The organism is Paraconexibacter sp. AEG42_29, from assembly GCF_040581415.1.
In the GTDB taxonomy this organism is placed as follows: domain Bacteria; phylum Actinomycetota; class Thermoleophilia; order Solirubrobacterales; family Solirubrobacteraceae; genus Paraconexibacter.
Genome location: NZ_CP114014.1, coordinates 3,684,323 through 3,710,602 on the forward strand (window position 1 = coordinate 3,684,323; position 26,280 = coordinate 3,710,602).

The window sequence follows — 26,280 nt, forward strand, 5'->3', positions numbered from 1 at the left end:
GTCCGGCGCTGCCCTGCGGCGTCGCCGACCATCGCTGTGTCGCTCCCTGTCGCCGAGCGTCGATTTCCCCGCGACCCGCGACGGGAAAACCGACGCTCGCGTGCTTGCCGTATCGGCAATATGACTTGGCGGATCACGCAGCCGCGTCTACCGTCGACCACACGATGAGAACGAGTCACCACGACATCCCGGCCGGCACCACCAGCGAGCAGTTCTGGGAGCCGTACTACTCCGGTGGGAGCAGCCGCTGGAGCGGGAAGGCGAACGCCTCGCTCGTCGAGGAGCTCGAGGGAGTCACGCCGGGCACGGCGCTCGACCTCGGCTGCGGCCAGGGCGGCGACGCCATCTGGCTCGCCGCCGCCGGCTGGACGGTGACTGCGGTGGACGTCGCCCAGAGCGCGCTCGACGTGGCGGCCGCCCTCGCTGCGGAGGCAGGGGTCAGCGGCGCGATCTCGTGGGAACGGCACGACCTGGCCGCGACGTTCCCGGCGGGCTCCTTCGACCTCGTCGCGTCGACGTTCATGCACTCCCCGGTCGCCTTCCCGCGCACGCAGGTCCTCAAGGCTGCCGCGGCGGCCGTGCGACCCGGCGGCACACTGCTCGTGATCGGCCACGCGCCGTCGCCGGAGCACCAGCACGACCTGCAGACCGCCCAGGAGCTGGCCGACGACCTCGCGCTGCCCGCGGCCGAGTGGCAGGTCCGGACCTGCGGCCTCGTCGACCGCGTGCACACGTTCGGCGACGGCGAGACCGCCGAGCGCACCGACGCGGTCCTGCGCCTGCAGCGGCGCTCGCGGGACTGAGCCGCGAGCACCGGGGGCCGGCACCGCGGCCCCGAGTGCTCCCGGGACCGCAGCCGGCGGCCGGCGCCGCGCGGCCCTACTTGCGCATCCGGCGCTCGGCCGCGGCGAACAGGGTCTGGTGCCGCGCCGGCAGCATCCGGACGAGGAAGTCGACGAGCTTCGCGTCGTTGCCGACCATCACGCGGGGCCGGTCGGTCTCGACCGCCTTGATGATGATCTCGGCCGCCTGCGCCGGGTCCATCTTGAGGAGCTTCTCGTTGTAGAGCCGCTCGCGCTGCTCGTCCTCCGGGGTGATCTCCTGGCCCGAGGCCCGGGCCTCGTTCAGCGCCGCCGAGGCGATGTTCGTCTTGATGCCGCCGGGGTGGACGACGGTGACGCCGACCCGGTGGCCATCCCGGCGCATCTCGGAGCGCAGCGTCTCGGTGAAGCCACGCACGGCGAACTTCGTGGTGCAGTAGTGGCTCATGTCCGGCTGGGCGAGGAAACCGTTGAGACTGGACACGTTGATCACGTGGCCGTCGCCGGAGGCGATGACGTGCGGCAGGAACGCCTTCGTCCCGTGGATGACGCCCCACAGGTTGATGCCGAAGACGCGCTCGTACTCCTCGTACTCGGACTCGAGGATCGTGTTCGAGTGCGCGATGCCGGCGTTGTTGTAGATCTGGTGCACGACGCCGAAGTGCGAAGCGACAGTGGCGGCGTAGGCGGTCATGCCCTCGCGGTCGGAGACGTCGAGGACCTGCGTGTGGACCGCACCCCCGCCCGCACGTCCGGCGTCCGCAGCCGTCGCCTGCAGCCCCGCCTCGTTCACGTCCGACAGGGCGAGGCGCGCACCGCGGCGCGCGAGGCCGAGCGCAAGGGCGCGCCCGATGCCCGAGCCCGCGCCGGTGACGACGCAGACCTTCCCGGCGACCGCGGTCATGCCGCCACCTCGTCCCGGGCGACGGTGGACGAGAGCGCCGGCGCGTACCCGAAACGCAGCGCAGGGTCGGTGACCGGGCCGTGGACCAGGTGCTGCACGTCCTCGCGGTAGTCCATCGCCAGGTGCCACGGCGCGGTGGCGCCCTGCTTGGGCAGCTGGTCGAGCGACCGCATCACGTAGCCCGCGGAGAAGTCGAGCAGGGGCCGCGTCTCCATGGTGGCGTCGTCGTTGGTCGGGACGACCGACCGCAGCCCGCGCGCCTGCATGTGCTCGAGCAGCCGGCAGAGGTGCTCGCAGACGAGGTCGACCTTGAGCGTCCAGGACGAGTTCGTGTACCCGATCGCGAACGCGAAGTTCGGGACGCCGCTGAGCATCATCCCCTTGTAGGCCAGCGAGTCGGCGACAGGGACCGGGACGCCGTCGACGACGAGCTCCGCGCCCCCGAAGAGCTGCAGGTTCAGGCCGGTCGCGGTGACGACGATGTCGGCCTCGAGCTCACGGCCCGACGTCAGCTTCAGGCCCTTCGGCGTGAAGGTCTGGATGCCGTCGGTCGCGATCTGCGCCGTCCCTGCGCGCAGCGCGCGGAACATGCTGCCGTTCGCGTCAGCGCACAGGCGCTGGTCCCACGGGTCGTACTTCGGATTGAAGTGCGTGTCGACGTCGACGTGGTCCGGGAGGAACTTCGCGGTCAGGCGGCGGATCAGCCGGCGGGAGAGCTTCGGGTGCTTCTGGCAGAACGCGTAGAGCCGGCGCTGGCGCCAGATGTTCTTGCGGCGCGTCAGCTCGTGGCCGCGGTCGTCGCCGAACCAGCGACGCAGCCGGTCGGCGAGCGGGTCGGTCGCCGGGAGCGGCAGCACGTACGACGGCGAGCGCTGCAGCATCGTGACCTGCGCGTCCAGATCGGTGAGGGCGGGGACCAGCGTGATCGCCGTCGCGCCGCTGCCGATGACGACGACCTTCTTGCCGGCGACGTCGAGGTCCTCGGGCCAGTGCTGCGGGTGGACGACCTGGCCGCCGAAGTCCGCGACGCCCTCGAAGCGCGGCGCGAAGCCCTGGTCGTAGCGGTAGTAGCCGCTCGCGGAGAACAGGAAGCCGGCGGTCAGGACGACGATGTCCCCCGTGTCGGTGCGCTCGGCCTCGACGGTCCACTGCGCGTCCGCGGACGACCACGACGCACGGACGACCTTGTGGCCGTAGCGGATGTGCTGGTCGATGCCGGCGTCGGCCGCGGTCTCACGGAGGTAGCGCAGGATCTCGGGACCGTCGGCGATCGCCTTCTCCCCGGTCCACGGCTTGAACCCGTACGCGAAGGTGGAGAGATCGGAGTCCGAGCGGATGCCGGGGTAGCGGAAGAGGTCCCACGTACCGCCGCTCGCCGCACGCGCCTCGAGGATCGCGTAGCTCGTCCCAGGGCGCTTGTCCTGCAGGTGCCAGGCGGCGCCGATCCCGGAGAGCCCGGCGCCGACGATCAGGACGTCGACGTGGTCTGTCTTCTGGCTGGCGGTGGTGATCGTGCTCATCGTCTCTGCTCTCCTCGTGGTTTCGACCCGCTCTCAGCATCGCCCGTCCGGACGCCGATGCCGAGGGACGAAGTGCCCAATCTTGCAGACCGATATATGCGCTTTGCCCATCAGGGCCGTAGCATCCTCGCCATGTCCGAACCGGTCCGCTGGGAACTGCCGTCCGACGCCGTGCGCGCACTGATCCGCACGGCGGCCGAGCAGCTGCTGGCGATGCCGGACGACGTCTTCGCCGAGATCGACGCGGTGACGCTCGCGGACGCCGGCCCGGCCGTCACGGCCGACCCCGGGCTCGTGGCCGCGATCCGCCGGGCCAACCGCGCGAACCTCAGGCACTGGCTGGGCGCGAACGTGCACGACCCCGGCGCGCCCGTCGCGCCGAACCTCGGCCCCGAGACCTTCGGGATCGCCCGTGACCTCGTGCGGCGCGGGCTGGACCAGAACTCGCTGGACGCGTACCGGACCGGGCAGAACGCGGCCTGGCGAGGCTGGATGGCGCTCGCGTTCTCGCTGACCTCGGACCCGGTCGAGCTCGCCGAGCTGCTCGACGTCACCGCGCGGTCGATCTTTGCGTTCGTCGACGGCACGATCGGGGGCATCGCCGCGGAGGTCGAGCGCGAGCGCCAGCACCTGACGCGCGGCACGCAGGCCGAACGCCTGGAGGTGGTCACGCTCGTCCTCGGCGGCGCGCCGATCGCCGTGGAGCGCGCGAGCCTGCGCCTGGGGTACGACCTGACGCGGACCCACACGGCGGCGATCGTGTTCAGCGATGCGGTGCAGCCCGATCAGGTCGCGCTCGAGGCGGGCGCCGAGCTGCTGGCGCGGGCCGCCGGCGCACGACGCCCGCTCACCGTGGTCGCCGGCGCCTCGGCCCTCTGGACCTGGATCGAGGGCGCGACCGGCCCGGACGTCGCCGTGCTGCGCGCCGGGATGGCGGGGTCCGCGCAGACCCGCGTCGCGCTGGGCCCGACGCTGCCCGGGATCGACGGCTTCCGTCGCAGCCACCTGGATGCGCTCGCCACGCAGCGCCTGCTGCAGCGGGTGTCCGAGGAGGTCCAGCTCGCGACCTACGACGAGGTCCAGGTCGTCGCCCTGGCCACCCACGACGAGCAGCGGGCCGACGAGCTCGTCCGGCGCACCCTCGGGCCGCTCGCGAGCGCCCCGGTGGAGCTCCGCGAGACGCTGCGGACCTACCTGCGCGAGGACAGCAACGCGACCCGTACCGCGCGTGTCCTCTTCGCGCACCGCAACACCGTCCTCGGCCGCCTGGCGCGGGCGGAGGCGCTGCTCCCCGCGCCGCTGGCGGGCCGGTCGCTGCAGGTCGGCCTCGCGCTGGAGATCACGCACTGGCTCGGCCCGCGCTGAGGCCCGCGACGGAGGCGCGTCAGTCGGCGGAGTCCCTCGCCGGGTCCGTCCCCTCCCCCGCCCCGGAAGGCGAAACGCCCTGCTGATCGTCGGCCGGTGGCTCGACATCGGGGTCGGGCGACGTCTCGACGTTCTCCAGTTCGGGCTGGTCGAGGGGCGGCTGCTTGTCGTCGTCGGGCATCGACGGCGGCTACCCCGAACGGGCCCGCGTGATGCGCGGACGCGGACCGCAGCTGTTCTCGGGTCGCGGGTCTGACCGTGACGGCGCGGCCGACGGTTGCCGGACCCGGGGGCGCGGGTACCCGTAGAACATGGAGGACCTGTCCACCAGCCTGCCCGCCGACAGCGACGCCGCCCGGCAGGCCCGCGCGGTGATCGGCGACTGGGCGGACGGCTGCGACGAGGCCGACCGGGACGACGTCATCATCGCGGCGTCCGAGCTCGTGAACGACAGCGTCCGGCACAGCCCACCCGGCGGCCGGGTCGTCCTCAAGCTCACGTCGTTCGGCTCGATCCTGCGGGTGCAGGTCATCGACGACAGCCCGTCCCGCATCGTCAGCGCGCAGAGCGAATCGCGGAACGCGGTCCGGATGCTCGATGCGGTCGCCGACGACTGGGGCGTGAGCTTCGCCCCGACGCAGGTCTGGTTCACCGCGCGCTGCGCGGCCTGAAGCCGGGCATCGGCGCCGGCGCGCCCGCCCCGGGACGCCGCCGGCGCGCTACGGCCGGACGCGGCCTCAGGCGGTCGTGGCGATTCCGGCGAGCGCCTGCCCGGCGGCCTCGCGGAACGGGGTCGGAACGACGCCGAACACCGTGTGCAGGGCGTTGTCCTCGATGACCAGGTCCTCGTCCAGGCCGGCCATGATCGGCGTCAGCAGCTCACGGTCGGCGTCGGTGATGAGCGCGGCCGCCGCACCCTCGAGCTTCGGGCTCGTGAACGGCAGCGGGACGGACCGGTGGGCCTTGCCGCGGAGGTCGGCGATGATCTCGGTCATCGCCTCGAAGGTCAGCTCGTCGGGGCCGGCGATGTCGTAGCTGTCGGGCGGGACGTCGGCGGCGGCGACGAGCGCCTGCACCACGTCGTCGATCGCGACCGGCTGCGTGCTGCGGTCGCGCCACTTCGGCAGGGCGAGCACCGGGAGCCGGTCGACGATCTGCGCGAGCGTCCGGAATGACGCGCTGTCGGCACCGATGATCATGGACGCCCGCAGTGCGACGAAGTCGGCGCGGGCCTTCGCCAACGTTCGCTCCACCTCGAGGCGCGAGTCCAGGTGCTCGCTGCTCTCCCCGGACGGCTGGATGCCGCCGAGGTAGACGATGCGCCCGACGTCCGCCCGGTCGGCAGCGGCGACGAACGCCTCAGCCAGCTCCCGGTCGCGGTCGGAGAAGTCCCCGCCGCCGGCCTCCATCGAGTGCACGAGGTAGTAGGCGCAGTCGACTGCGTCGAGCGCGCGCCCGAGATCGTCGCCGTTGGCGAGGTCGCCCTCGACGACGTCCAGGCCGGCCGGGTTGTCGAGGCCGTCGGCATCGCGGACGAAGACGCGGACGTCCACCCCGTCCGTCTCGCGCAGCGCGTCGGTCAGGTGGGAGCCGACGAAGCCGGTGGCTCCGGTGATGAGGACTGTGGACACGGAGGTGTTTACGGCCCAGGGGCGTAGCCGGATCCTTTCGGCGTCGTCCGCGACCATCGGTCCGCACGCGCCACGTTCGGATGGCGCGGGTCCGATCGGGTAGGCGAAGCGCACCCGACCGAAGGATGTACTCCGATGATCAATGGCATCTCCGCCGTCTGGCTCCCCGTCACCGACATGGACCGCGCCGTGGCGTTCTACCGAGACACGCTCGGCCTGACGGTCAACGACCAGCAGGCCGACTGGAGCGAGCTCGAGTGCGACGGGCTGCGCATCGGCCTCAACGGCAGCCCGCAGGAGTCGCCCCATGGTGACGGCGGTGCGCTCATCGCCTTCCGCGTGGACGGCGACATCGAGGCCGAGGTCGAGTCGCTGAAGGGCAAGGACGTCGAGTTCTCCGGCGACGTGAGCGACCACCCGTGGGGCCGGATCGCGCCGTTCAAGGACCCCGACGGCAACGACCTGCAGCTCTACGCCGCGCCCGCGTGAGCACAGGCCCCGGCCGCCCCACCCCACCGCCACCATGGAGCTCGCTCCGAAGCTGATCGATGTCAAGGTCCCGCGGGACCCGGACGGCGCCGTGCTCGTCCTGCACGGCGGCGCCTCCCGCGGTACCGGCGTCGCCGTCAGCCCGACGCAGCTGTCCGTGCTGCGGATGATCCCGATCGCGCGGCGCATCGCCCGCGCCGGGCACGGGCGCCTCGCGGTCTTCCGCCTGCTGAACAGCCAGCGCGGCTGGGACGGCGACCACACCCCGGTGAGCGACGCCCAATGGGCGCTTGACGCGATCGCTGAACGGCTCGGGGACGCGGTGCCCACCTGCCTGGTCGGTCACTCGCTGGGCGGCCGCGCCGCCATCCTCGCGGCCGGCCATCCCATGGTCAGGGGCGCGGTGGCGCTCGCGCCATACGTGTACCCGACGGACATCCCGCGCGGGAGCGGGCACGGCAAGCGGCTGCTGATCGTGCACGGGACCGCGGACCGGGTCGCCGATCCGGCGCGCTCGCAGGCGCTGGCCGCCGCGCTGCGCCCGGAGTGGGCCGTGACGTACGTCAGCGTCGAGGGCGGAAAGCACGCGATGCTCAGCCGGCACGCGCAGTTCAGCGGACCCGCCGCCGAGTTCGCAGCGGACACGCTGCTCGGGCGCGGTGCCGACGACCGGACTGCCGCCCGCGTCTGAACGCCCGCTCAGGCCATCGCGGGGGCCGGCGGCGTGAGCGCGAACCAGCGCAGCGACCGGGCCTCGAGGTCGGCCAGCAGCCATGACGGGCGCGTGCCGGTCAGCGCGCCGGGGTTGGCGAGCAGCCGCTCATCGCCTGCCGCTACACGTCCGCGGGTGCGCCGGTTCTCCGCGTGCGGGTACTCGGCGGTCTGCGCCCAGAGCCGGCGGCGGTGCGTGTGCCCGTGCACCGCGAGCCACCCCGGGGTTCCCCGCAGCACCTTGGCCGCCTTGGCCGGCGTGTCGACGAACTCCATGAACGGGTCGTCGAGACTCGCGTGGACGAGGCCCACGCCGTGCCGCTCCTCGACCGGCGACCAGGCCTCGACCGTGGCGGCCGTCGCCGCGTCGAGCAGGCCCCGCTGCAGGCACCACAGATCGTGGTTCCCGGCAAGGACGATGTCGCACAGGCCGACCGCCTCGGCGACCGTCTCGGCGTGCGCCGCCGGCGGCGCGCCGATCAACGCGTCGACGACGTCCCCGAGGCACCAGAGCTCCTGCGCACCCTGCTCGCGTGCCGCCACCCCGAACGCCCGCAGCCGCCCGGTGTGGTTGTGCACGTCCGTGCAGATCCCGACGAGCATCAGCCGCCCACCGGCCTCGCCCGCGGCCGTCGGGGCGTCACGGGATGATCGTCGGCGCGACGCCGCCGTCGACGCGGAGCGCCGCGCCGGTCGTCGCGGACGCGGCGTCCGACCCCACGTAGTGCACGAGGTTCGCGACCTCATCGGGCCGGATGAGCCGGCCCAGCAGCGAGGTGGGCCGCTCCTCGGCGATGAAGCGCCGCTCGGCCTCTTCGAACGGCACGTCCTTCCCGATGCGGTCGCCGATGAAGTCGCGGACGCCCTCGGTGAGCGTCGGGCCGGGCAGCACGGAGTTGACGGTGACGCCGGTGCCCTTGAGCTCCTGCGCCAGCCCGCGGGCGACCGACAGCTGCGCGGTCTTGGTGACGCCGTAGTGGACCATCTCGGTCGGGATGAAGACCGACGACTCGCTGCTGATGAAGATCACGCGCCCCCAGCCCCGCTCGGCCATCCGCGGCGCGTAGTGACGGGCGAGGCGCACGCCGCTGAGGACGTTGACCTCGAAGAACCGCATCCAGTCCGCGTCCGTGATCTCGAACACGGGGACGGCGGCGAAGATCCCCAGGTTGTTCACGAGCACGTCCACGTCCGGCACGCGGTCGAAGAGCTCCTGGGCGCCGTCCGCCGTTCCGAGGTCGGCCGCGACGGGGATGAGCTCGCACCGCCCGACCTGCTCCTGGATGCGCGCGACCGCCGCGTCCGTCCGGTCGGGATCGCGGCCGTTGACGATCACGGTCGCGCCGTCGCGGGCGAACGCGGTGGCGATCGCCTCGCCGATGCCGGAGGTCGAGCCGGAGACGAGCACGGTGCGGGGTGAGGACATCGGTCCAAGGTAGTGCGACGCCGCCCGCGGCCCGCCGTCGACATACTCCCGGCCATGGGTCGCCGCTCACGAGCTCGCTCGAAGCCCGCCGCGCCGGCACCGCCGGCCAAGGGCAGGTCCGGCGCGAAGGCGAAGACCGCAGGCAAGACGCAGACCGCGGCGAAGACGAAGCCCGTGCCCGAGCGCCGCGAGCGCGCCTTCGACCGCCTCTCCCCCGTCCGGCGGATCCTGGCCCGCTACCTCATCTTCGCCGTGATCGTCGCGATCGCGACGGTGCTCGGGATCGCCGGGCTCGGCGGGACGGCCGGGCCGCTCATCGTGTTCGCCTACGTCACGATCGGCGCGAGCTCGACGTTCCGCTGGGCCCAGCAGAACCTCGCCGGGCGGGCGATGACCGACGAGGACCGGGTCATGCAGACGATGGCCGGCGGCATGCTGCTCCTCAGCACGCTGCTGGCGGTGGCCAACGCCGTGCTGCTCGCGATCGTCTGACGCCGGCGACGACCCGGGACGGGCGCCCGGACCGCGTCAGCCCAGCCGGCCGGCCAGCGTGCAGAACTCGTCGATGCGCAGCCGCAGCACGTCCAGGCTCTGCGACCAGAACGCGCTGCCCGTGATGTCGATCCCGAACCGGCCCGCGAGGCTCGCCGCGTCCGCGAGGCCCGTCGCCGCCAGCAGATCCTCGTAGCCCCCGCGGAAGCCTTCCGGGTCGCGGACGTACTGCGCGTGGAGCCCGATGCCGAACAGCAGGCCGAACGTGTACGGCCAGTTGTAGTACGCCGTGTAGTAGTGGCCCTTGACCGCCCACAGATACGGGTGCAGATGGGCGTGGTCGACGCCATCGAGGTACGCCGCGCGCTGGGCGTCGGCCATCAGCTCGCACATGCGGTCCGCCGACAGGACACCCTGCTCGCGCTCGGCGGACAGCGCGCGCTCGAACAGGAAGCGCGAGTGGATGTCGACGACGACCCCGCGGGCCCCCGTCAGGTCGGTGTCGAGGATGCCCAGGCGCTCGGCGTCGGTCCCGGCTGCGGACAGGCTCGACTGCAGCATCAGCGTCTCGCAGAAGATGCTGGCCGTCTCGGCCAGCGCCATCGGCGTGCGTCGCTGCAGCGCGGTGCGGTCAGCGAGGCGCGTGTTGTGGAACGCATGACCCAGCTCGTGCGCGAGCGTCAGGACGCCGTCGAAGCTCCCGTCGAAGTTCATCAGGATGCGGCTCACGTCGCCCCCGACCGGCATGCAGAAGCCGCCGTCGCGCTTACCCGGGCGCGGCCCGACGTCGACCCACCGCTCGGCGTCCGCGCGCGCAGCGAGCTGCGCCAGCGATTCGCCGTAGGTCGCGAACGCATCGCCGACCGCCGCCGTCGCGTCGTCCCACGCAAACCGGCGCACGGCCCCGACAGGCGCCATGAGGTCCCACCACGGCAGCCCGCCGTCGTGCCCGAGCAGCCGCGCCTTCGCACGGCCGAAGCGGGCGAAGTCCGGCAGCGCGGCGACGACCGCCTCGTTCATCGCGTCGAGCGTCGCCCGGTCGACGTTGTTCTCGTGCAGCGCAGGGTCCAGCGAGTCGGTCCAGCCGCGCCGCCGGTTCAGGACGTTCGCCTCGCCCTTGTAGGCGTTCAGCCCGGCGGCCAGCGGGGTCGCCACCGTCGCCCAGGCGTCGAGCTCGGCGGTGTACGCGCGCCGGCGGACCGCCGCGTCCGGGTCGTTCGCCAGGCCGCGGACCGCGGCCATCGGCAGCCGCTGCGGCGGCGTACCCGGGACGTCGACCTCCAGCCGCGCGGTGACGTCGCCGTGCAGGCGCGCCCAGGCGACCCCGCCGGTCAGCCCGAGCTCGGCAGCGACGTCCTCCTGCTCCTCGGTCATCTGGTGCGCCGCCGACCGCGCCGCGCGCTGGAGCCAGAACGCGTGCTCGCGCGCCGTGTCGCTGACCGCGATCAGGTCCGCGGCGCCGATGCGCGCCGCCCACGCCTCGAGCCGCCGGGCCAGGCTCCCGAGCGGCGCCGTCGCCGACTGCAGCCGCGACAGGGCCGCGGCGGCGACCGCGTCGTCGGCGTCGGTCGTGACGAGCAGCATCAGGTACGCCGACACCCGGCGGTTGTCGGCCAGGAGCGCGTCGAGCGCGGGCAGCACCACGTCGAGCGCGGCGCCGTCCGCGGCGGTGGCCCGCCGCGCCTGACCGGTCCGGATGTCGTGCTCGTCGAACAGCGACTGCAGCGCCCCGAGGTCCGCCGTCACGGCCGCCACGGCCTGCACCAGCTCCGGCGAATCGGCGCCGGGGTAGATGCTGTCGGTGTCCCAGCGCGGCAGCTCGAGCGTGCTCATGGGCAGGAAGCTACCGCTGCCCGCGACTCGATTGACATCATGCTGTCGTTTTGACATCATGATGTCCATGCCCACTGCCCACATCGCCGTGTACGACACCTTTGCCGACTGGGAGCCGGGCCACCTGCTGGCCGAGCTCCGCACCGGTCGCTTCACCGGTTGCCCGTTCGACGTCGTCACCGTCGCGGACACCCTCGACCCGGTCACGACGATGGGCGGCCTGCGCGTCGTCCCGGACGCCCTCGTGGCCGACCTCGACCCGGCCGCCAGCGACCTCTTGATCCTTCCCGGCGCCGAGCTTTGGGACAGCGGCGGCGGGGACGCCTTCGTCGACGCGGCGCGGCGCTTCCTGGACGCCGGCGTCCCGGTCGCCGCGATCTGCGGCGCCACGTTCGGCCTCGCCCGCGGCGGGCTGCTGGACGCGCGCGACCACACGAGCGCGGCCGCCGAGTACCTCGCGGCGTCCGGGTACGGCGGCGGCGACCGCTATGTCGAGGCCCGCGCGGTCGCCGACCGTGGCCTGATCACCGCCGGCCCAGACGCCCCCGTGCAGTTCGCCGCCGCGACGCTCGAGGCGCTGGGACAGATCGCACCGCAGACCAGGAGCGCGTACGAGGCGGTCTTCGGCGACGGGGACGCCGCCGCCTACGGAACGCTGATGGCCGCCACCGCATGACGGACGCTGCGCGTCCGGTCGTCCCGCCCCGGGCGGATTGGCCCGAGCCGGCGCCGGAGACGGACGCCGGCGCCGCCCTGACCGCGGTGATCATGACCACGTTCCGCCTCAACGGTCGCCTGATGGACGCCGCGCAGGACATGGCCGGACGCGGCGGCCTCACTACCGCGTGGTGGCAGGTCATCGGCGGGGTCCTCGACGAGCCGCGCACGGTCGCGGAGGTCGGCCGCCGGATGGGCATGGCACGGCAGGGTGTGCAGCGGATCGCCGACCTCCTCGTCGCCCGCGGGCTGGCCGAGTACCGGCCGAACCCGGCCCACCGCCGGGCCAAGCTCCTGGCCTGTACCGAGGCCGGGTACCACGCCGTGCGCCAGGCGTCGGTCGCGCAGCACCCCTGGGCCGATCGCATCGGGAGCGCGGTCGGCGCCGACGACCTGCGGGCGGCGCTCGGCGTGATGCAGCGGCTCGTCGACGCGCTGGAGGGCGACGGTGCGGCGGCCCGCTGAACATCGCCCGCCGCCGCGGACTCAAGGGAACGCGCCGAGCACCCGATGACCGATAGATGGACACCCTGCCGCCCGTGTCCCCGGGCGTCGTCTCCCCCCTCTACCGCACGCTCGTCGACAGCCTCGAGCTTGGCGTCGTGGTCGTCGACGGCGCAGGCACCCTGCTCAGCGCCAACCCCAGCGCGGAGCGGCTGCTCGGGTTCGACGCCGGCCGGGTCTGCGGGACGGGCGCGGTCACCTGGTCGTTCGTCGACACGGAGCACCGTCCCGTCGCGCTCGCCGACCTGCCCTGCCAGCGCAGCCTCGCCACCGGCTCGCCGCAGCTCGACGTGACGCTCGGCGCCCAGCGGGCCGACGGGTCGCTCGTCTGGCTCGAGTTCAGCGCCCGGCCGACCGCGCACGAGGGCACGCCGGTGACCGTCCTGTCCTTCACCGACATCACCGCCCGCCGCCACGCGCTGGCGCTGGCGCTGGAGAAGGGGCCCGGCGCCGGGCACCCGCCGGACGCCGTCGATCGCGGCGCGGGGACCGCCGCGCTGGTGGAGCGCGTGTTCGAGGCGGTGGGCCGCGAGTCCGGCAGCCTCGGCATGCAGAGGATCTGCGAGTTCGCGCAGGAGCTGCTCGGCGTGGACATCGCCTACGCGACGGAGCATGACGCGACGCACCAGCACTTCCGCGCGCTGGTCGGCGACGGTCCGTCGTTCGGCGTGGACGCGGCGACCAGCCTGCCGCTCGAGCAGACCTACTGCGCGGCGATCCTCGCCGGTCGTCTGCCGGCGCTGATGACCGACCTCACCGAGCACGCCGAGGCGATGGCCCTGCCGGTGACGGCCGCGGCCCGGGTCGGTTCCTACGTGTCGGTGCCGATCGTGGATGCGACGGGCACCGCGCGCGGCACGCTCTGCGGGGCGTCCCACGGCGCCCGGCCGGACCTGGGCGACCGCGACGTCGCGTTCCTGCGTGTGCTGGCGGCCGTGCTCGCCCATCACCTGGAGGCGGACGACGCCACCGACCGGCGTGCGACAGCCGCCAGCGCGCGGGCGCTCGCCGCAGCGGTCGAGATCCGTGACCGCTACACGGCCGACCACTCGGCGGAGGTCGTCGAGCTCGCCCGCCGCGTCGCCGCCGAGATGGGTGTCACCCCCGCCGAGGCGCGCGAGGCGCAGCAGGTCGCGCTGCTGCACGACCTCGGCAAGCTCGGCATCGCCGACGCGATCCTGCAGAAGCCCGGGCCGCTGACCGACGCGGAGTGGCGGGTCATGCGGACCCACCCCGACCTCGGCGCCGCGATCGTCGCCATCGTCCCCGAGCTCGCGCACCTGGCCGACGCGATCCGCGCCGAGCACGAGCGCTGGGACGGGGCGGGCTACCCGCGCGGGCTGACCGGCGAGGAGATCCCGCTGGCCAGCCGCATCACGTTCGTCTGCGACGCCTTCCACGCCATGACGTCGGACCGTCCGTACCGCGCCGCCCTCGGTGCCGCGGAGGCGCTCGAGGAGATCGCTGCGCAGCGGGGCCGGCAGTTCTGCCCGCGGTCCGTGGACGGGCTGCTCGCCGTCGTCGGGACCGCGGTGCCGGCGCGGCCCGTTCAGCGGTCGTAGTTCTCGATCGCCCGCAGCGACAGCACGGTCAGCAGCGCCGTCAGTCCGACGATCACCGCCGAGCAGTAGGCCAGCTTGTCCCACTCCCAGCCCTCGATCACGAGCGACCGCAGCCCGTCGATGACGTAGCTGACCGGGTTCGCCCGCGCCAGCACCTCCATCACCGGGGAGAGCCGGTCGAACGGCACGAAGTTCGGGGACAGGAACAGCAGCGGGAAGAACAGCAGGAAGCTCGTGTTCGTCGCCTGGACGTTGCGGGTCCGCAGCGCGACAAGGATGGCGAAGCCGGCGTAGCCGACGCCGAAGCAGGCCGCCAGCAGGACCAGGACGATCGCCCCGAGGATCCCGGCCTCGACGTGGGCGCCGAACGCAATGCCGGCGATCAGGACGACGATCGACCCGGCGATGCCCCGGACGAAGTCGGCCGCCAAGCGGCCGAAGATGATCGAGGAGCGCCGGATCGGCGCCGCGAGCAGCTTGTCGAAGTAGCCGCCGTCGATCTCGGTGACGAGCGCGAGCCCGGAGCTGGCGGTGGCGACCGCGAACATCAGCGACACCGGGAGCTGGAAGGCGACGTAGCCCTGGCCCTCCAGGAACGGCGTCGAGGACGGGAACGTCTTGGACACCTGGCCGACGTTCACCGCGAGGAAGAACAGCGGGATGAAGAGCGCAGGGATCGTCGCCTCGGGGTAGCGGGCGATCTCCCGCACCGAGCGCTTGGCGAGCAGCAGGATCTCGTTCATGTGGCGGGGGTCTCCTCGGCACCCTCCAGGCGCCGTCCGGTGGCCTGCAGGAAGACGTCGTCGAGCGACGGGCGGGCGACGGTGATCGCGCTGGCGCGCAGGCCGGCCGCCTCGAGCAGCCGGACGACCTCCGTGATCGACCCGGCGCCGTCCTCGACGTAGAGGGCGAGGCCGTCCGCCTCGGGGACGGTGCGCTCGAGACCCGGCAGTCCGGCGAGCGCCTGTTCCGCGGCCGCGCGGGCGTCCTCGCCACCCCCGTCGCCGTCCGCCGCGAACGCCAGCGTCACGACGTCGCTGCCCATGCGCGCCTTCAGCTCCGCGGGTGTCCCCTCGGCGACGATCGTGCCGGCGTCGATGATCGCGAGGCGGTCGCAGAGCTGGTCGGCCTCCTCGAGGTACTGGGTGGTGAGGAACACGGTTGTCCCGGCCTCGTTGATGCGCCGGACCTCCTCCCAGACCGTGCGCCGGGACGCCGGGTCCAGGCCGGTCGTCGGCTCGTCGAGGAACAGCACCTCGGGCGAGTGCACGAGCGCGCTGGCCAGGTCAAGGCGGCGCTTCATGCCGCCGGAGAACGTCTTGGTGCGGCGGTCCCCGACGTCGGAGAGGCCGACCAGCTCGAGCAGCTCGGTGGTGCGCTCGCGGGCGCGGGCCGCCGAGAGGCCGTACAGCCCGCACTGCAGCTCGAGCAGCTCGCGCCCGGACTGCACCGGGTCCAGGCCGATCTCCTGGAGCGCCACGCCGATGCGGCGACGCACCTCCGCGCCGTCCTTGACGACGTCGAGGCCCGCGACGGTGGCGGTCCCCTCCGTCGGCGGGAGGAGCGTGCAGAGCATGCGGACGGTCGTCGTCTTGCCGGCGCCGTTCGGGCCGAGGAAGCCGAAGACCTCGCCGCGGGCGACCTCGAGGTCGACGCCCCGGACCGCCTCCACGTCGCTGCCCTTGAACGTCTTGCGCAGGCCCTGCGTGCGAATCGCCGCGTCGCTGCTCATCGCCTGCCTCCGTCTCTGCTGCCGCCGCCGAAGTCCACCTCGGCACCTCCTGGTCGTGATTGCTCTGAGTCGGGACGGGGATCGCCGCCGGAACTCATCGGTGCTGCCAGGAACCTCTCACGGCGGACCGCGATGGACCAGGCCCTCGCGGTCAGGAACGGGCCGCAATCAGCCGCGTGCGCAGCTCACGCAGGTGACGGACGCGGGTGCGAAACGCAGCCGGGCCGTCGGAATCGCCTCGCCGCAGCTGTCGCACACGCCGTAGGTGCCCTCCTCGAGCTTCACGAGCGCGCGCTTGACCCGTGCCTCGGCGGGCTCGAGCGCCTCACCGACGCCCGCGTCGGTCATGCGGCTGACGGCCTCGATCGTCCCGTCGCCGACCCGCTTGCCGAAGCCGAGGCCCGATCCGCGCTCGGGCGCGGCCGCGAAGCGCTCGAGCCGCTGGGACAGCTCCGCCTCACGGGCGCGCAGCTCCTGCTCGACGGCCTCCAGGTCGATCGGTGCGTCGGAGTCGGCAGCGCGTCGGGACATCGTCCAGGCATGCCCCGTCGGCGCCCGCGCCATGCCCACCGGGCCTGGATCAGCCGGTGAACGCGGGTGCGACCTCGCCGATCGCCTGGTCGAGGCGTTCGAGGCCGAGCGCGATCTCCTGCTCGGTCGCGGTCAGGGCGGGCGCGATCCGGAAGGTGCCGCCCATCTCGCGCAGCTGGACCACGTTCATGTGCAGCCCGAGCTGCAGGCAGCGCTCGGTGATGGCGACACCGAGGTCGGGCGAGCTCGCCTTCGTCGCGCGGTCCAGGACGAGCTCGAGGCCCATCAGCAGCCCGCGGCCCCGCACGTCGCCGACCACCTCGTGCCGGTCGTGCAGCTCCAGCAGGCCGGCGCGCAGCTGCGCCCCGCGCGTCCGGACCCGAGCCAGGATGTCGTCCTGCTCGAGGACGTCGAGCACCGTGTTGCCGACCGACGCCACGAGCGGGTCTGAGACGTGCGTGGTGAAGAACAGGAACCCGCGCTCGTACGCCGCAGCCTCGATCTCGGCGCTGGTGATCATGGCGGCGAGCGGCAGGCCCGCCCCGAGCGTCTTGGAGAGCGTGATGATGTCCGGGACCACGCCGTCGTGCTCGAACGCGTACCACTCCCCCGTCCGGCACAGCCCGGTCTGCGCCTCGTCGAAGATCAGCAGCATCCCGCGTTCGTCGCACTTCTGCCGCAGCGCCGCCAGGTAGCCGGGCGGCGGGACGACGACCCCGGCACTCGACAGCACCGGCTCCACGATGCAGGCCGCCAGGCTGCCGGCCGACTGCGCGTCGACCATCGCGAAACCCAGGTCCAGCTGCCGGCGCCAGTCGAGCTCGCCGTCCGGGCCCACGACGTCCGGCCGGTAGGCGTCCGGGGTCGGGATCGCGAAGTTGCCCGGCGGCGGCGGCCCGTACCCGGGGCGCGCGGCCGAGTACGTGGCCCCGGCCGCCCCGAGCGTCATGCCGTGCCAGGACCGGCTGAAGGACACGACCTCGTACTTGCCCGTGACGAGCTTCGCCATCCGGATCGCCGCCTCGTTGGACTCGGCGCCGGTGGACAGCAGCAGGACCTTCTCGAGCGGGTCCGGCAGGCTCGCCGCCAGCCGGCGGGAGAGCTCCGCGACGGGCCGGCTGATCATGCCGCTGAAGAGGTGGTCGAGCGTCCCGGCGGCCTCGCGGAGGGTCGCGACGATCGCGGGGTGCGAGTGGCCGAGGATCGCGCTCATCTGCCCGGAGGTGAAGTCGAGCAGCTCCCGGCCGTCGCTCGTGTAGAGGGTGCTGCCGGCCGCGCGCTCGACGATCGCCGGGGTGAAGCTCGGGGCGTAGCGGACGACGTGCCGGTCGACGTCGGCCCAGAACGCGTCGTCGGTCGTCGGTGCCGGCTGCAGGTCCATGTCCCGAAACGCTAGAGCGCGTGTCGAGCGGAGCCCGGGCCGGCAGGCCGCGCGGGAGTCCCCGCAGCAGCACGACTTGAGCGCCGCGGCTCGGCGCACCCGCAGCTGCGCGCCCGGGATAACGTCCGCGCATGCGCAACTGCGTCCGCATGCTCGCCCTTGGCCTCGCGGCCGCCGCGGCCCTCGGCGCGGCGCCCGTCGCCACGGCCGCCAACGGCGACGAGACCGTCTGGCTCTGCCACCCGTCCGCCGCGACCGACCCGTGCCGGGGCAACCTCGACACGTCCGTCCTGCACGGCGACGGGACCGCGGGCGTCACGAGCCCGCTCGTCCCCGCCGCCCCGCCGGTCGACTGCTTCTACGTCTACCCGACGGTCAGCAACCAGCTCGGCGCGACCGCGACCAAGACCGCGGACCCCGAGGTGAAGTCGATCGCGACCTACCAGGCCCAGCGGTTCTCGCAGCAGTGCCGCGTCTTCGCGCCGGTGTACCGGCAGGGGACGGTGGTCAGCATCTTCAACGGCGGCTTCACCGACGCCTCGCGGGAGGTCGCGTACGGCGACGTGCTGCGGGCGTTCAAGGAGTACCTCGCGCAGGACAGCCGCGGCCGGGGCTTCGTCCTGATCGGGCACTCGCAGGGGACGGGCGTCCTGCGCCGCCTGATCCGCGAGCAGATCGACACGGTCCCGGCGCTGCGGAAGCGGCTCGTCTCGGCGCTGCTCCTGGGCGGGAACGTCCTCGTCAAGACGGACAGCGACCGCGGCGGCGACTTCCAGAACGTCCCGCTGTGCCGCAAGGACCGCCAGCTCGGCTGCGTGATCGCCTACTCGACGTTCCTGGACGACCCGCCGGACGCCACGCGCTTCGGCAAGCCGCCGACCGGGGTCGACCGCCTGACTGGCCTTCCGCCGAAGGCCGGCCTGGAGGTCGCGTGCACGAATCCGGCGTCGCTGGCCGCGAACGCCGACTCGCCCTTCACGACCTACGTGCCGTCGGAGCCGTTCGCGCCGGGCTTCCTCGCGCTGGGCGTCATCGCGACGTTCAACGGCCTGCCGCCGACGGCGGGGACGCCGTGGATCCAGCCGGCCGACCGCTACGCGGGGCGCTGCGCCACCGTGAACGGCGCGAACGTGCTGAAGGTGCGTCAGCTCCCGGGCGCCCGGCACCTGACGGCGTTCCCGGACTCCGGCTGGGGCCTGCACCTGGTCGACGTCAACGGCGCGTTCGGCGACCTGCAGCGCGCCGTCGACACGCAGAGCGCCGCCTACCTCGCCCGCCTGGCCGCCGCGAAGCGCGCACCGCGCGTGTCGCTCGTCGCCGCCGGGGGCTTCGGACGCACGCCCGCGGGGCTGCGCTGCCTGCGGTCCGCGACCACCGTCCGCATCGCCGGCGCCGACCGGCGCAAGGTCGCCCGCGTGGACTTCGGCGTCCGCGGGAAGCGCGTCGCCCGTGACCGCACGACCCCGTTCAGCGTGCGGGTGGCGCGGACGTCGTTCCGCCGCGGTGTCCCGGCCCGGGTGACCGCGGCGGTGACGCTGAAGGACGGGCGGACGCGGACGGTGGCGACGACGCTGCGGCGGTGTGGGTAGCCCTGACCCGGCTCAGGCTTGTGGCACCACCACAAAGACACCCCGACATTCGTCAGGGCGTTCCATAGGACGGCGACCGCGCCCGCCGTTAGCTTCGTCACATTGGGAATCCGTCCGGCGTCCGCCGGACCGAAGTGAGGAGAGAGCATGGGACTGAAGGAAGGCGACTTCCCGCCGGTCGATCCGGCGACGTTCGAGGACATGACGTACCAGGAGCGCATCAAGACGCTCTCGCGCCACTGGGCCGAATTCGGCTTCGGCGCGCCGAAGATCACGGCGATCATCTACATCGTCAAGCTGCTCGTCTTCTTCTGCATCGGCGGCATCCTCGTCGGGACGCTGACCTCGGACCTCGATCCGCTCAGCCCGAGCGAGTGGTGGGACCAGCCGATCTTCTGGCAGAAAGCCGTCATCTGGACCATGATGCTCGAGGCGCTCGGCGTCGCCGGCTCGTGGGGTCCGCTCGCCGGGCACTTCAAGCCGATGACCGGTGGCGTCCTGTACTACGCCCGGACCGGCACGCTGCGCAACCCGCCGTGGCCGTCCAAGGTCCCGGCGACCGCCGGCTTCACGCGCACCCCGGTCGACGTCGCGCTCTACCTGACCTTCATCGGCGCCCTCGTCGTCTCGCTGGCGCTCCCCGGCACCACCGACGTCGACACGGTCGCCGGCGTGTCCGTCGACCTCGTCGAGCGGGCCCCGATGGCGGTGGCGATCGTCGCCCTCGCGCTGCTCGGCCTGCGCGACAAGATCGCGTTCCTGCAGGCCCGCGCCGAGCAGTACGTTCCGGCGCTGATCTTCTTCACGCTGTTCGACTTCGTCGACATGGTCGTGGCCGCGAAGCTCCTGATCGTCATCGTCTGGTGCGGTGCGGCGTTCTCCAAGGTCGGCCCGCACTTCGCGAACGTGATCCCGCCGATGGTGTCGAACACCCCGTGGCTGTCGCACAAGGGCATCAAGCGGATGCACTACCGCAACTTCCCCGAGGACATGCGGCCGTCCGAGCGCGCGACGGGCCTCGCCCACGGCGCCGGCACGCTGGTCGAGTTCGGTGCGCCGCTCGTCCTGCTGTTCTCGCAGAACACGACGGTCACCGCGATCGCGGCGATCGCGATGATCGGGTTCCACCTGTTCATCATCTCGACGTTCCCGCTGGCGGTTCCGCTGGACTGGAACGTGCTGTTCGCCTACATCACGGCGTTCCTGTTCCTCGGCTTCGCCAACTACGACGGGTACGACCTGGCGGCCATGGACACCGGCCTGCTGATCGTCGTCGTCGCCGGCTGCCTGTTCTTCCCCATCCTCGGCAACCTGCGACCCGACCTCGTGTCGTTCCTGCCATCGATGCGGCAGTACTCCGGCAACTGGGCGACCGCCATGTGGGGCTTCGCGCCCGGCGGCGAGCAGAAGCTGAACGACCACATCAAGAAGCCGGCCCTGATGCAGAAGCAGCAGCTGACGGAGATCTACGGCGAGGAGGCGGCCGAGGTCGTCATGCAGCAGCTCCTCGGCTGGCGGTCCCTGCACAGCCAGGGTCGCGGGCTGAACTCGCTGATGATGAAGACGCTCGGGCCGGACATCGACACCTACACCCTGCGTGAGGCCGAGTTCAGCTGCAACGCCCTCGCCGGCTTCAACTTCGGCGACGGCCACTTCCACAACCAGCAGTTCATCAAGGCCATCCAGAGCGAGGTCAACTACAAGCCCGGCGAGTTCATCGTCGTGTTCATGGAGTCCGACCCGTGGGGCCCGAAGCGCGGCCGCCAGGACTACTGGATCATGGACGCCGCGGTCGGCGTCGTGGAGACCGGCAGCATCGCGGTGAAGGACTGCGTCAAGGAGCAGCCGTGGCTGCCGAACGGCCCGGTCGCCACCAAGGTCGACTGGACGCTCGACGGCTACGAGCGCGTGCGGTACGAGCGCCCGGCCCGTCCCGCCCCCGACCCGGGCGGCGACGATCCGAGCCAGCTGGCCAAAGAAGCCCGGATCGGCGCGTAGGGCGCCATGGCGACTGCGGTCGTCGTCGGCAGCGGGCCCAACGGGCTCGCTGCCGGCCTCACCCTGGCCGCTGCCGGTGTGGAGGTCCGCATCCTGGAGATGGCGGACCGCCTCGGCGGCGGCACCCGCAGCAGCGAGCTGACGCTGCCGGGACTGATCCACGACGAGTGCTCCGCAGCGCACCCGCTAGCGCTGGACACGCCGTTCTCGCGGCAGTTCGACCTCACCGCGCACGGCCTGACCTGGCGCTGGCCCGAGGTGCAGTACTCCCACCCGCTCGACGGCGGCGGCGGCGCCGCGGCGTGGCGGTCCGTCGAGGCGACGGCCGAGGCCCTTGGTGGGAAGGACGGCAAGCGCTGGCAGTCGATCTTCGGGACGCTGACGAACCGGTTCGACAAGATCGCGTCCGAGATCGTCCAGCCCGTCCTGCACGGCCCCACGCACCCGATCGCCATGGGCATCTTCGGCGCCTTCTCGGGGATGCCGGTCAGCGTGCTGGCGCGCGCATGGTCCACCGACGAGGGCAAGGCGCTGTTCGCCGGCGTCGCCGCCCACGCGTTCCGGCCGTTCGGCGCCCCGATGTCGTCCGCCGTCGGCGTGACGCTCGGCACCGCCGCCCATCGTTACGGCTGGCCGGTCGCCGAGGGCGGCTCGTCGGCCATCAGCGGCGCGATGATCCGCCTGCTCGAGCAGCACGGGGCGAGCTTCGAGACCGGCGTGGAGGTGACGTCGCTCGACGAGGTGTCCGGCGCCGACATCGTGATGCTCGACGTCGCGCCGTCGGCGGCAGCGCGGATCGCGGGCGACAAGATGCCGCGCCGCGTCGCCCGCGCCTACAACAAGTACCGGCACGGGCCCGGCAGCTTCAAGGTCGAGTTCGCCGTCCAGGACGGCGTCCCGTGGACCCACGAGCCGACGCGCCTGGCCGGCACCGTGCACGTCGGCGGCGGCCTCGCCGAGATCGCGGCGGCCGAGAAGGCCACCTCCCGCGGCCAGATGCCCGACCACCCCTACGTGCTCGTCTGCCAGCAGTCGGTCGCCGACCCGACCCGGGCGAACGGCGATGTCCACCCGCTGTACGCCTACGCACACGTCCCGTCCGGCTTCACCGGCGACGCCACCGCGCAGATCGAGGCGCAGATCGAGCGTTTCGCCCCCGGCTTCCGCGACCGCATCCTGGGCCGACACGTGCGCAGCGCCGTCCAGATGGCGGAGCACAACGTCAACTACCTCGGGGGCGACGTGGTGACCGGCGCGAACGACCCGCGGCAGATGGTCTTCCGGCCGCGGATGACGCTGTCGCCGTACTCGGCCGGGATCCCGGGCGTCTACATCTGCTCCGCCGCGACCCCGCCCGGAGCGGGCGCCCACGGGATGTGCGGGTACAACGCGGCCAACGCGGCGCTCAAGCACCTGGGTGTCGAGACGGCCGCATCCACCCGCGCCGAAGGCGAGCCGGTCCACGGCTGGTGACCGCCACGGCTCTCCCATCGTCCCGGAGCGGTACGGTCAGCCCCGGACGCGCGACCGCCGGTCAGGGCGCGGTGGACGGGAGAGAGAGCTTGAGCCGGGACGAGCAGGAGCTGCAGACGGTCGTCGACCGCCGCATCGCCGAGGTGGCCGCGACCATCTCGGCGGACGACCTCGGCCGGCTCATGGGCGCGCGACTGCAGTCGGCCATCCCAGAGCTGACCAGCACCACCGACGAGGACTTCCTCGCCGGCCTCGTCCGCAGCTGCACCAGCAACGTCGTCGAGATCCTGAACAACCTGCAGAGCGGCGCGCCGGCCGAGGCGTCCACCCCGCCCCCGGACGCGATCGCCTGGGCACACGAACTGGTCCACCGCGGCCTGCCCCTCGCGTCGCTGCTGCGGTCCTACCGGCTCGGGCACGGCCTCTTCCAGCAGACGTTCGAACGGGCCGCGTCGGCGATCGACCTCGACCCGGACATCCGCTGGCGCGTGCTGTCCGGCGCTGCGCAGCGGACCTTCGCGTACATCGACATCGTCTGCACGCAGCTCGTCGAGGACTACGAGGCCGAGCGCGGCCAGTGGCTGCGCGGCGCCGCGGCGGTGCAGGCCGAGCTCGTCCAGGCCATCGTGGCCGGCGCGCCGCTTGACCCGGACACCGTCGCCACCACGCTGCGCTACGACGTCACCGCGACGCAGCTGGCGTTCATCCTATGGCGTGATCTCGGCGGCGCCGTCCCGCACCAGTCCGTGCCGCTCGCGTCGGTCGCCAAGCAGCTGGCGGCCGAGCTCGGCGGAACCCACTCGCTGATCCTCCCGGTCGGCGACCACGCCGCCTGGGTGTGGACGACCGGGCCGCAGCTGTCCGACCGGCTGCCGGCGCGGTCGGCCGCGCTCGGCGATCGCGCCGGAGCCGCCATCGGCGGGATCCACCGCGGCCTGGAGGGCATGTGCCGCAGCCACCGCGAGGCACGGGCCGCGCGCCGCGTCGGCGACATCTTCGGCTACCGCCCCGGGACCCTCCTGCGCTTCCCCGCGGTCGCCCTCACCTCGCTGATCAGCGCCGACCCCGAGCAGGCAGCCGAGCTGGCCGTCACCGAGCTCGCCGGACTCGGCGCCGACAGCGACAGCGCACGGCGCCTGCGCGCGACGATCCAGGTGTACCTCGACGAGCGGCTCAGCCCGTCCCGCACCGCGCGCCGCCTCGGCATCCACCAGAACACGGTGACGTACCGCGTGAAGCGCGCAGAGGAGCTCATCGGGCACCCGCTCGACGACCGCCGGCTGGAGCTCGAGCTCGCCCTGCGGCTGTTCGACGGCCTCGACGGCCTGCGAGCGCAGACGACGGAGTGACGCCGGCAGGCAGGTACGATCGCCTTCACGATGAAGGGGATGAAGACCGCCACGAACTCCGACGGGTACGCGACGCTCGTCGGCGCGACCGCGGACCCGGTCGTGCTGACGGTCATCGGCGAGCAGCTGTTCGTGCTCCTCGTCCCGCGCGTGTCCGAGCCGTACGCCGGGATGCACGGCCTGCCCGGCGGGTTCGTGGACTTCGACCAGGCGGGCGGGCACGCCGAGCATCCGCGCCAGGCCGCACTGCGCAAGCTCGCCGAGAAGACGGGCCTGTCCGAGCCCTACGTCGAGGAGATCGGCGTCTTCGCCGCGCCCGGCCGCGACCCGCGCGGCCTGCTGTGGTCGGTGGCCTACCTCGCGCTCGTCCCCGCCAGCGAGCTTCCCGACGACTCGGACGCCGCGTGGCACCCCGTCGACGACCTGCCGCCGCTGGCGTTCGACCACGCGGACATCATCGCGGCCGGGCTCGAGCTCGCCCGCGGCAAGCTCTGGCTCAGCAACATCGCGGTCGGCCTGCTGCCGGCGGAGTTCACGTTCACCGAGGCCCGGCGCGTCTTCACGGCGATCAGCGGGATCACCCCGAACCCGCGCAACTTCGGCCGCGACCTGAACCTGACGGGCCTCGTCGAGCCGGGCGACGGTCCGCCGCGCCGGTCGGGTCCCGGCCCCGGGGCGAACGCGTCGGTCTGGCGCTTCCGCGAACGGACGCCGGCCTGGGGCCGCGCGTACACGAAGCGGATGTCGTGAGTGACGGAGTATTACCTTCAACTTGAAGTTATTACTCCGGCGTGCCATCATGGCGGTACGCAATTCCCTTCAACTTGAAGGGAAACGGAAAAGGACACCAGCGATGACCCTTCCCCTCCCCCACCAGCCGCTCGCCGACATCCTCGACGAGGACCGTTACTGCCTCCGGATGGCCCAGGCGCACCTCGCCGACGGCCGCACCCACGAGAGCACCGTCGAGCTCTTCCTGCGCAAGCCGCCCGCCCAGCGCGGTTACCTGGTCGCCGCCGGCCTCGACGAGGCGCTCAAGGTGCTGCAGGACGGCGCCGTGCCCGCCGAGGCGCTGGCGTGGCTTCAGGCCGAGCAGCACCCGTCGGGCCGCCGCGTCTACACCGACGAGTTCCTGCGGTGGCTCGGCGCCTTCCGCTTCACGGGCGACGTCGACGCCGTGCCCGAGGGGACCATCGTCCCGGCTGGAGTCCCGCTGCTGCGCCTGCGCGGCCCGCTTCCCGAGGTGACGCTCGTCGAGACGGTGATGCTGTCGATCCTGAACCAGCAGGTCGGCGCGGCGACCAAGGCCGCGCGGATCGTCCAGGCCGCGGGCGACCTCCCGGCGTGGGAGTTCGGCGCCCGCCGGGCCCACGGCCCGCAGGCGGGGCTCCTGACCGCCCGCGCCGCCTGGATCGCCGGGTTCGCCGGCACGTCGCTGGAGCGCGCCGGATACCGCTACGGGATCCCGGTCACGGGCACCACCGCCCACGCCTGGATCCTTGAGTTCGGCGGACCGGAGGGCGAGCTCGAGGCCTTCCGCGTCTGGCTGCGTGACAACCCCGAGGGCTCGGTCCTGCTGATCGACACGTTCGACGTCGCCGAGGGCGCCCGCAACGCCGCCCGCGCCGCCCGCGACACCGGCGTCCCGCTGCTGGGCGTGCGGATCGACCGTGACCCGCTCGGCCCGCTGGCGGCCGAGGTCCGCGCGATCCTGGACGCCGAGGGCCTGCCGAACGCCCGGATCTTCGTCTCGGGCGACCTCGACGAGCACCGCATCACCGCGCTGCGCGACTTCACCGGCGCCGTCGACGTGCTCTGCATCGGGACCAAGCTCGCGGTCGTGGAGGACGCGCCCTCGACCGGCGCCGTCTACAAGACCGTCGAGCGCCATGCCCCGGACGGCCCGCGATACGTCGCCAAGCGCCAGGCGGGCAAGCCGTCGGTCCCGGGCGCCCACCAAGCGTGGCGAGGCCCGGACGGCGACGTCCTCTGCCTCGTCGAGGAGACCTGGCCGCGGACCGCCGGCATGCGCGCGCTGCTCGAGCCCGCGCTGCGCCGCGGCGAGCGCGTCGGCATCGGCACCGAGCCGCTGCAGGCCGCCCGCGACCGCTGCGCCACCGAGCTCGCGACGCTGCCGCCCGCCGCCGGGCGGCTCGTCGACCCCGAGCCCCTCCCGCTGGCCCACAGCGAGGTCCTGGTCCGGCTGACCGCCGAGGTCCGCGGGACCACCCTCGCCTGACCCGACCTGACAC

26 protein-coding genes are annotated in these 26,280 nt (G+C 73.0%); 15 read left to right on the forward strand and 11 right to left on the reverse strand.

Annotated elements, in window-relative coordinates:
* Nucleotides 1-164 precede the first annotated feature (164 nt).
* The gene (locus tag DSM112329_RS17895) at nt 165-803 is read left to right on the forward strand and encodes a class I SAM-dependent methyltransferase (RefSeq protein ID WP_354697914.1); all 639 of its coding nucleotides are present in this window, start codon (nt 165-167) and stop codon (nt 801-803) included.
* Between the two features lie 76 nt (nt 804-879).
* On the opposite strand, the gene DSM112329_RS17900 is transcribed toward DSM112329_RS17895, so the two are convergent.
* Together DSM112329_RS17900 and DSM112329_RS17905 are read right to left on the reverse strand one after the other, a co-directional pair.
* Nucleotides 880-1,725 carry an SDR family NAD(P)-dependent oxidoreductase gene (locus DSM112329_RS17900; protein WP_354697915.1) on the reverse strand — a complete coding sequence of 282 codons (846 nt, stop codon included), beginning with the start codon at nt 1,723-1,725 and terminating at the stop codon, nt 880-882.
* The gene (locus DSM112329_RS17905; RefSeq protein ID WP_354697916.1) at nt 1,722-3,245 is read right to left on the reverse strand and encodes an NAD(P)/FAD-dependent oxidoreductase; all 1,524 of its coding nucleotides are present in this window, start codon (nt 3,243-3,245) and stop codon (nt 1,722-1,724) included. Before DSM112329_RS17905 ends, DSM112329_RS17900 begins: the two co-directional genes overlap by 4 nt.
* 132 nt (nt 3,246-3,377) lie before the next feature.
* On the opposite strand from DSM112329_RS17905, the gene DSM112329_RS17910 reads away from it, so the two are divergent.
* Nucleotides 3,378-4,610, forward strand: coding sequence for a PucR family transcriptional regulator (locus tag DSM112329_RS17910; RefSeq protein WP_354697917.1), 1,233 nt, complete (start codon nt 3,378-3,380; stop codon nt 4,608-4,610).
* A 19-nt stretch (nt 4,611-4,629) separates the two neighbouring features.
* Here the strand turns inward: DSM112329_RS17910 and DSM112329_RS17915 are convergent, their stop codons facing one another.
* Complete coding sequence (locus tag DSM112329_RS17915; RefSeq protein ID WP_354697918.1) at nt 4,630-4,791, reverse strand: hypothetical protein; 162 nt, start codon at nt 4,789-4,791, stop codon at nt 4,630-4,632.
* A gap of 130 nt (nt 4,792-4,921) precedes the next feature.
* On the opposite strand from DSM112329_RS17915, the gene DSM112329_RS17920 reads away from it, so the two are divergent.
* Nucleotides 4,922-5,281 carry an ATP-binding protein gene (locus tag DSM112329_RS17920; RefSeq protein WP_354697919.1) on the forward strand — a complete coding sequence of 120 codons (360 nt, stop codon included), beginning with the start codon at nt 4,922-4,924 and terminating at the stop codon, nt 5,279-5,281.
* Nucleotides 5,282-5,347: 66 nt separating this feature from the next.
* On the opposite strand, the gene DSM112329_RS17925 is transcribed toward DSM112329_RS17920, so the two are convergent.
* Nucleotides 5,348-6,241 carry an NAD(P)H-binding protein gene (locus DSM112329_RS17925; protein ID WP_354697920.1) on the reverse strand — a complete coding sequence of 298 codons (894 nt, stop codon included), beginning with the start codon at nt 6,239-6,241 and terminating at the stop codon, nt 5,348-5,350.
* Nucleotides 6,242-6,376: 135 nt separating this feature from the next.
* On the opposite strand from DSM112329_RS17925, the gene DSM112329_RS17930 reads away from it, so the two are divergent.
* Nucleotides 6,377-6,730, forward strand: coding sequence for a VOC family protein (locus DSM112329_RS17930; RefSeq protein ID WP_354697921.1), 354 nt, complete (start codon nt 6,377-6,379; stop codon nt 6,728-6,730).
* A 34-nt stretch (nt 6,731-6,764) separates the two neighbouring features.
* Nucleotides 6,765-7,421, forward strand: a complete 657-nt coding sequence (locus DSM112329_RS17935) for an alpha/beta hydrolase (protein ID WP_354697922.1) — start codon at nt 6,765-6,767, stop codon at nt 7,419-7,421.
* A gap of 8 nt (nt 7,422-7,429) precedes the next feature.
* On the opposite strand, the gene DSM112329_RS17940 is transcribed toward DSM112329_RS17935, so the two are convergent.
* Both DSM112329_RS17940 and DSM112329_RS17945 read right to left on the reverse strand, forming a co-directional pair.
* Nucleotides 7,430-8,044 carry a metallophosphoesterase family protein gene (locus DSM112329_RS17940; RefSeq protein WP_354697923.1) on the reverse strand — a complete coding sequence of 205 codons (615 nt, stop codon included), beginning with the start codon at nt 8,042-8,044 and terminating at the stop codon, nt 7,430-7,432.
* Nucleotides 8,045-8,081: 37 nt separating this feature from the next.
* Complete coding sequence (locus tag DSM112329_RS17945; RefSeq protein ID WP_354697924.1) at nt 8,082-8,867, reverse strand: SDR family oxidoreductase; 786 nt, start codon at nt 8,865-8,867, stop codon at nt 8,082-8,084.
* Between the two features lie 54 nt (nt 8,868-8,921).
* Between DSM112329_RS17945 and DSM112329_RS17950 the strand changes: the two genes are divergently transcribed.
* Nucleotides 8,922-9,359 carry a hypothetical protein gene (locus tag DSM112329_RS17950; RefSeq protein ID WP_354697925.1) on the forward strand — a complete coding sequence of 146 codons (438 nt, stop codon included), beginning with the start codon at nt 8,922-8,924 and terminating at the stop codon, nt 9,357-9,359.
* A gap of 36 nt (nt 9,360-9,395) precedes the next feature.
* On the opposite strand, the gene DSM112329_RS17955 is transcribed toward DSM112329_RS17950, so the two are convergent.
* Nucleotides 9,396-11,192: a M3 family oligoendopeptidase gene (locus DSM112329_RS17955; protein WP_354697926.1), complete on the reverse strand. Its 1,797-nt coding sequence runs from the start codon at nt 11,190-11,192 to the stop codon at nt 9,396-9,398.
* Nucleotides 11,193-11,259: 67 nt separating this feature from the next.
* Here DSM112329_RS17955 and DSM112329_RS17960 point away from each other — a divergent pair, with 67 nt between their 5' ends.
* The 3 genes from DSM112329_RS17960 to DSM112329_RS17970 are packed head-to-tail and all read left to right on the forward strand — an operon-like array spanning nt 11,260 to nt 13,975.
* The gene (locus tag DSM112329_RS17960; RefSeq protein WP_354697927.1) at nt 11,260-11,868 is read left to right on the forward strand and encodes a DJ-1/PfpI family protein; all 609 of its coding nucleotides are present in this window, start codon (nt 11,260-11,262) and stop codon (nt 11,866-11,868) included.
* Nucleotides 11,865-12,374, forward strand: coding sequence for a MarR family transcriptional regulator (locus tag DSM112329_RS17965; RefSeq protein ID WP_354697928.1), 510 nt, complete (start codon nt 11,865-11,867; stop codon nt 12,372-12,374). Before DSM112329_RS17960 ends, DSM112329_RS17965 begins: the two co-directional genes overlap by 4 nt.
* Before the next feature lie 56 nt (nt 12,375-12,430).
* Nucleotides 12,431-13,975: an HD domain-containing phosphohydrolase gene (locus DSM112329_RS17970; RefSeq protein WP_354697929.1), complete on the forward strand. Its 1,545-nt coding sequence runs from the start codon at nt 12,431-12,433 to the stop codon at nt 13,973-13,975.
* Here DSM112329_RS17970 and DSM112329_RS17975 read toward each other — a convergent pair.
* The 4 genes from DSM112329_RS17975 to DSM112329_RS17990 all read right to left on the reverse strand — a co-directional run bounded on the left by DSM112329_RS17975 (nt 13,963) and on the right by DSM112329_RS17990 (nt 17,619).
* Nucleotides 13,963-14,718 carry an ABC transporter permease gene (locus DSM112329_RS17975; protein WP_354697930.1) on the reverse strand — a complete coding sequence of 252 codons (756 nt, stop codon included), beginning with the start codon at nt 14,716-14,718 and terminating at the stop codon, nt 13,963-13,965. The two genes, DSM112329_RS17970 and DSM112329_RS17975, sit on opposite strands and share 13 nt — an antisense overlap.
* Nucleotides 14,715-15,707, reverse strand: a complete 993-nt coding sequence (locus tag DSM112329_RS17980) for an ATP-binding cassette domain-containing protein (RefSeq protein ID WP_354697931.1) — start codon at nt 15,705-15,707, stop codon at nt 14,715-14,717. Before DSM112329_RS17980 ends, DSM112329_RS17975 begins: the two co-directional genes overlap by 4 nt.
* Before the next feature lie 168 nt (nt 15,708-15,875).
* The gene (locus DSM112329_RS17985) at nt 15,876-16,238 is read right to left on the reverse strand and encodes a TraR/DksA C4-type zinc finger protein (RefSeq protein WP_354697932.1); all 363 of its coding nucleotides are present in this window, start codon (nt 16,236-16,238) and stop codon (nt 15,876-15,878) included.
* A gap of 49 nt (nt 16,239-16,287) precedes the next feature.
* Nucleotides 16,288-17,619, reverse strand: coding sequence for an aspartate aminotransferase family protein (locus DSM112329_RS17990; protein WP_354697933.1), 1,332 nt, complete (start codon nt 17,617-17,619; stop codon nt 16,288-16,290).
* A gap of 131 nt (nt 17,620-17,750) precedes the next feature.
* On the opposite strand from DSM112329_RS17990, the gene DSM112329_RS17995 reads away from it, so the two are divergent.
* The 6 genes from DSM112329_RS17995 (at nt 17,751) to DSM112329_RS18020 (ending at nt 26,267) form a co-directional block, all read left to right on the forward strand.
* Complete coding sequence (locus DSM112329_RS17995) at nt 17,751-19,208, forward strand: DUF3089 domain-containing protein (protein ID WP_354697934.1); 1,458 nt, start codon at nt 17,751-17,753, stop codon at nt 19,206-19,208.
* 147 nt (nt 19,209-19,355) lie between these two features.
* A complete protein-coding gene (locus DSM112329_RS18000) occupies nt 19,356-21,206 on the forward strand; it encodes a DUF3556 domain-containing protein (protein WP_354697935.1) in 1,851 nt (616 codons plus the stop codon).
* Nucleotides 21,207-21,212: 6 nt separating this feature from the next.
* Nucleotides 21,213-22,679, forward strand: a complete 1,467-nt coding sequence (locus DSM112329_RS18005; protein ID WP_354697936.1) for an NAD(P)/FAD-dependent oxidoreductase — start codon at nt 21,213-21,215, stop codon at nt 22,677-22,679.
* An 89-nt stretch (nt 22,680-22,768) separates the two neighbouring features.
* Nucleotides 22,769-24,028 carry a helix-turn-helix domain-containing protein gene (locus DSM112329_RS18010; RefSeq protein WP_354697937.1) on the forward strand — a complete coding sequence of 420 codons (1,260 nt, stop codon included), beginning with the start codon at nt 22,769-22,771 and terminating at the stop codon, nt 24,026-24,028.
* Nucleotides 24,029-24,067: 39 nt separating this feature from the next.
* A complete protein-coding gene (locus tag DSM112329_RS18015) occupies nt 24,068-24,778 on the forward strand; it encodes an NUDIX hydrolase (RefSeq protein WP_354697938.1) in 711 nt (236 codons plus the stop codon).
* A 103-nt stretch (nt 24,779-24,881) separates the two neighbouring features.
* Nucleotides 24,882-26,267, forward strand: coding sequence for a nicotinate phosphoribosyltransferase (locus DSM112329_RS18020; protein WP_354697939.1), 1,386 nt, complete (start codon nt 24,882-24,884; stop codon nt 26,265-26,267).
* Nucleotides 26,268-26,280 lie beyond the last annotated feature (13 nt).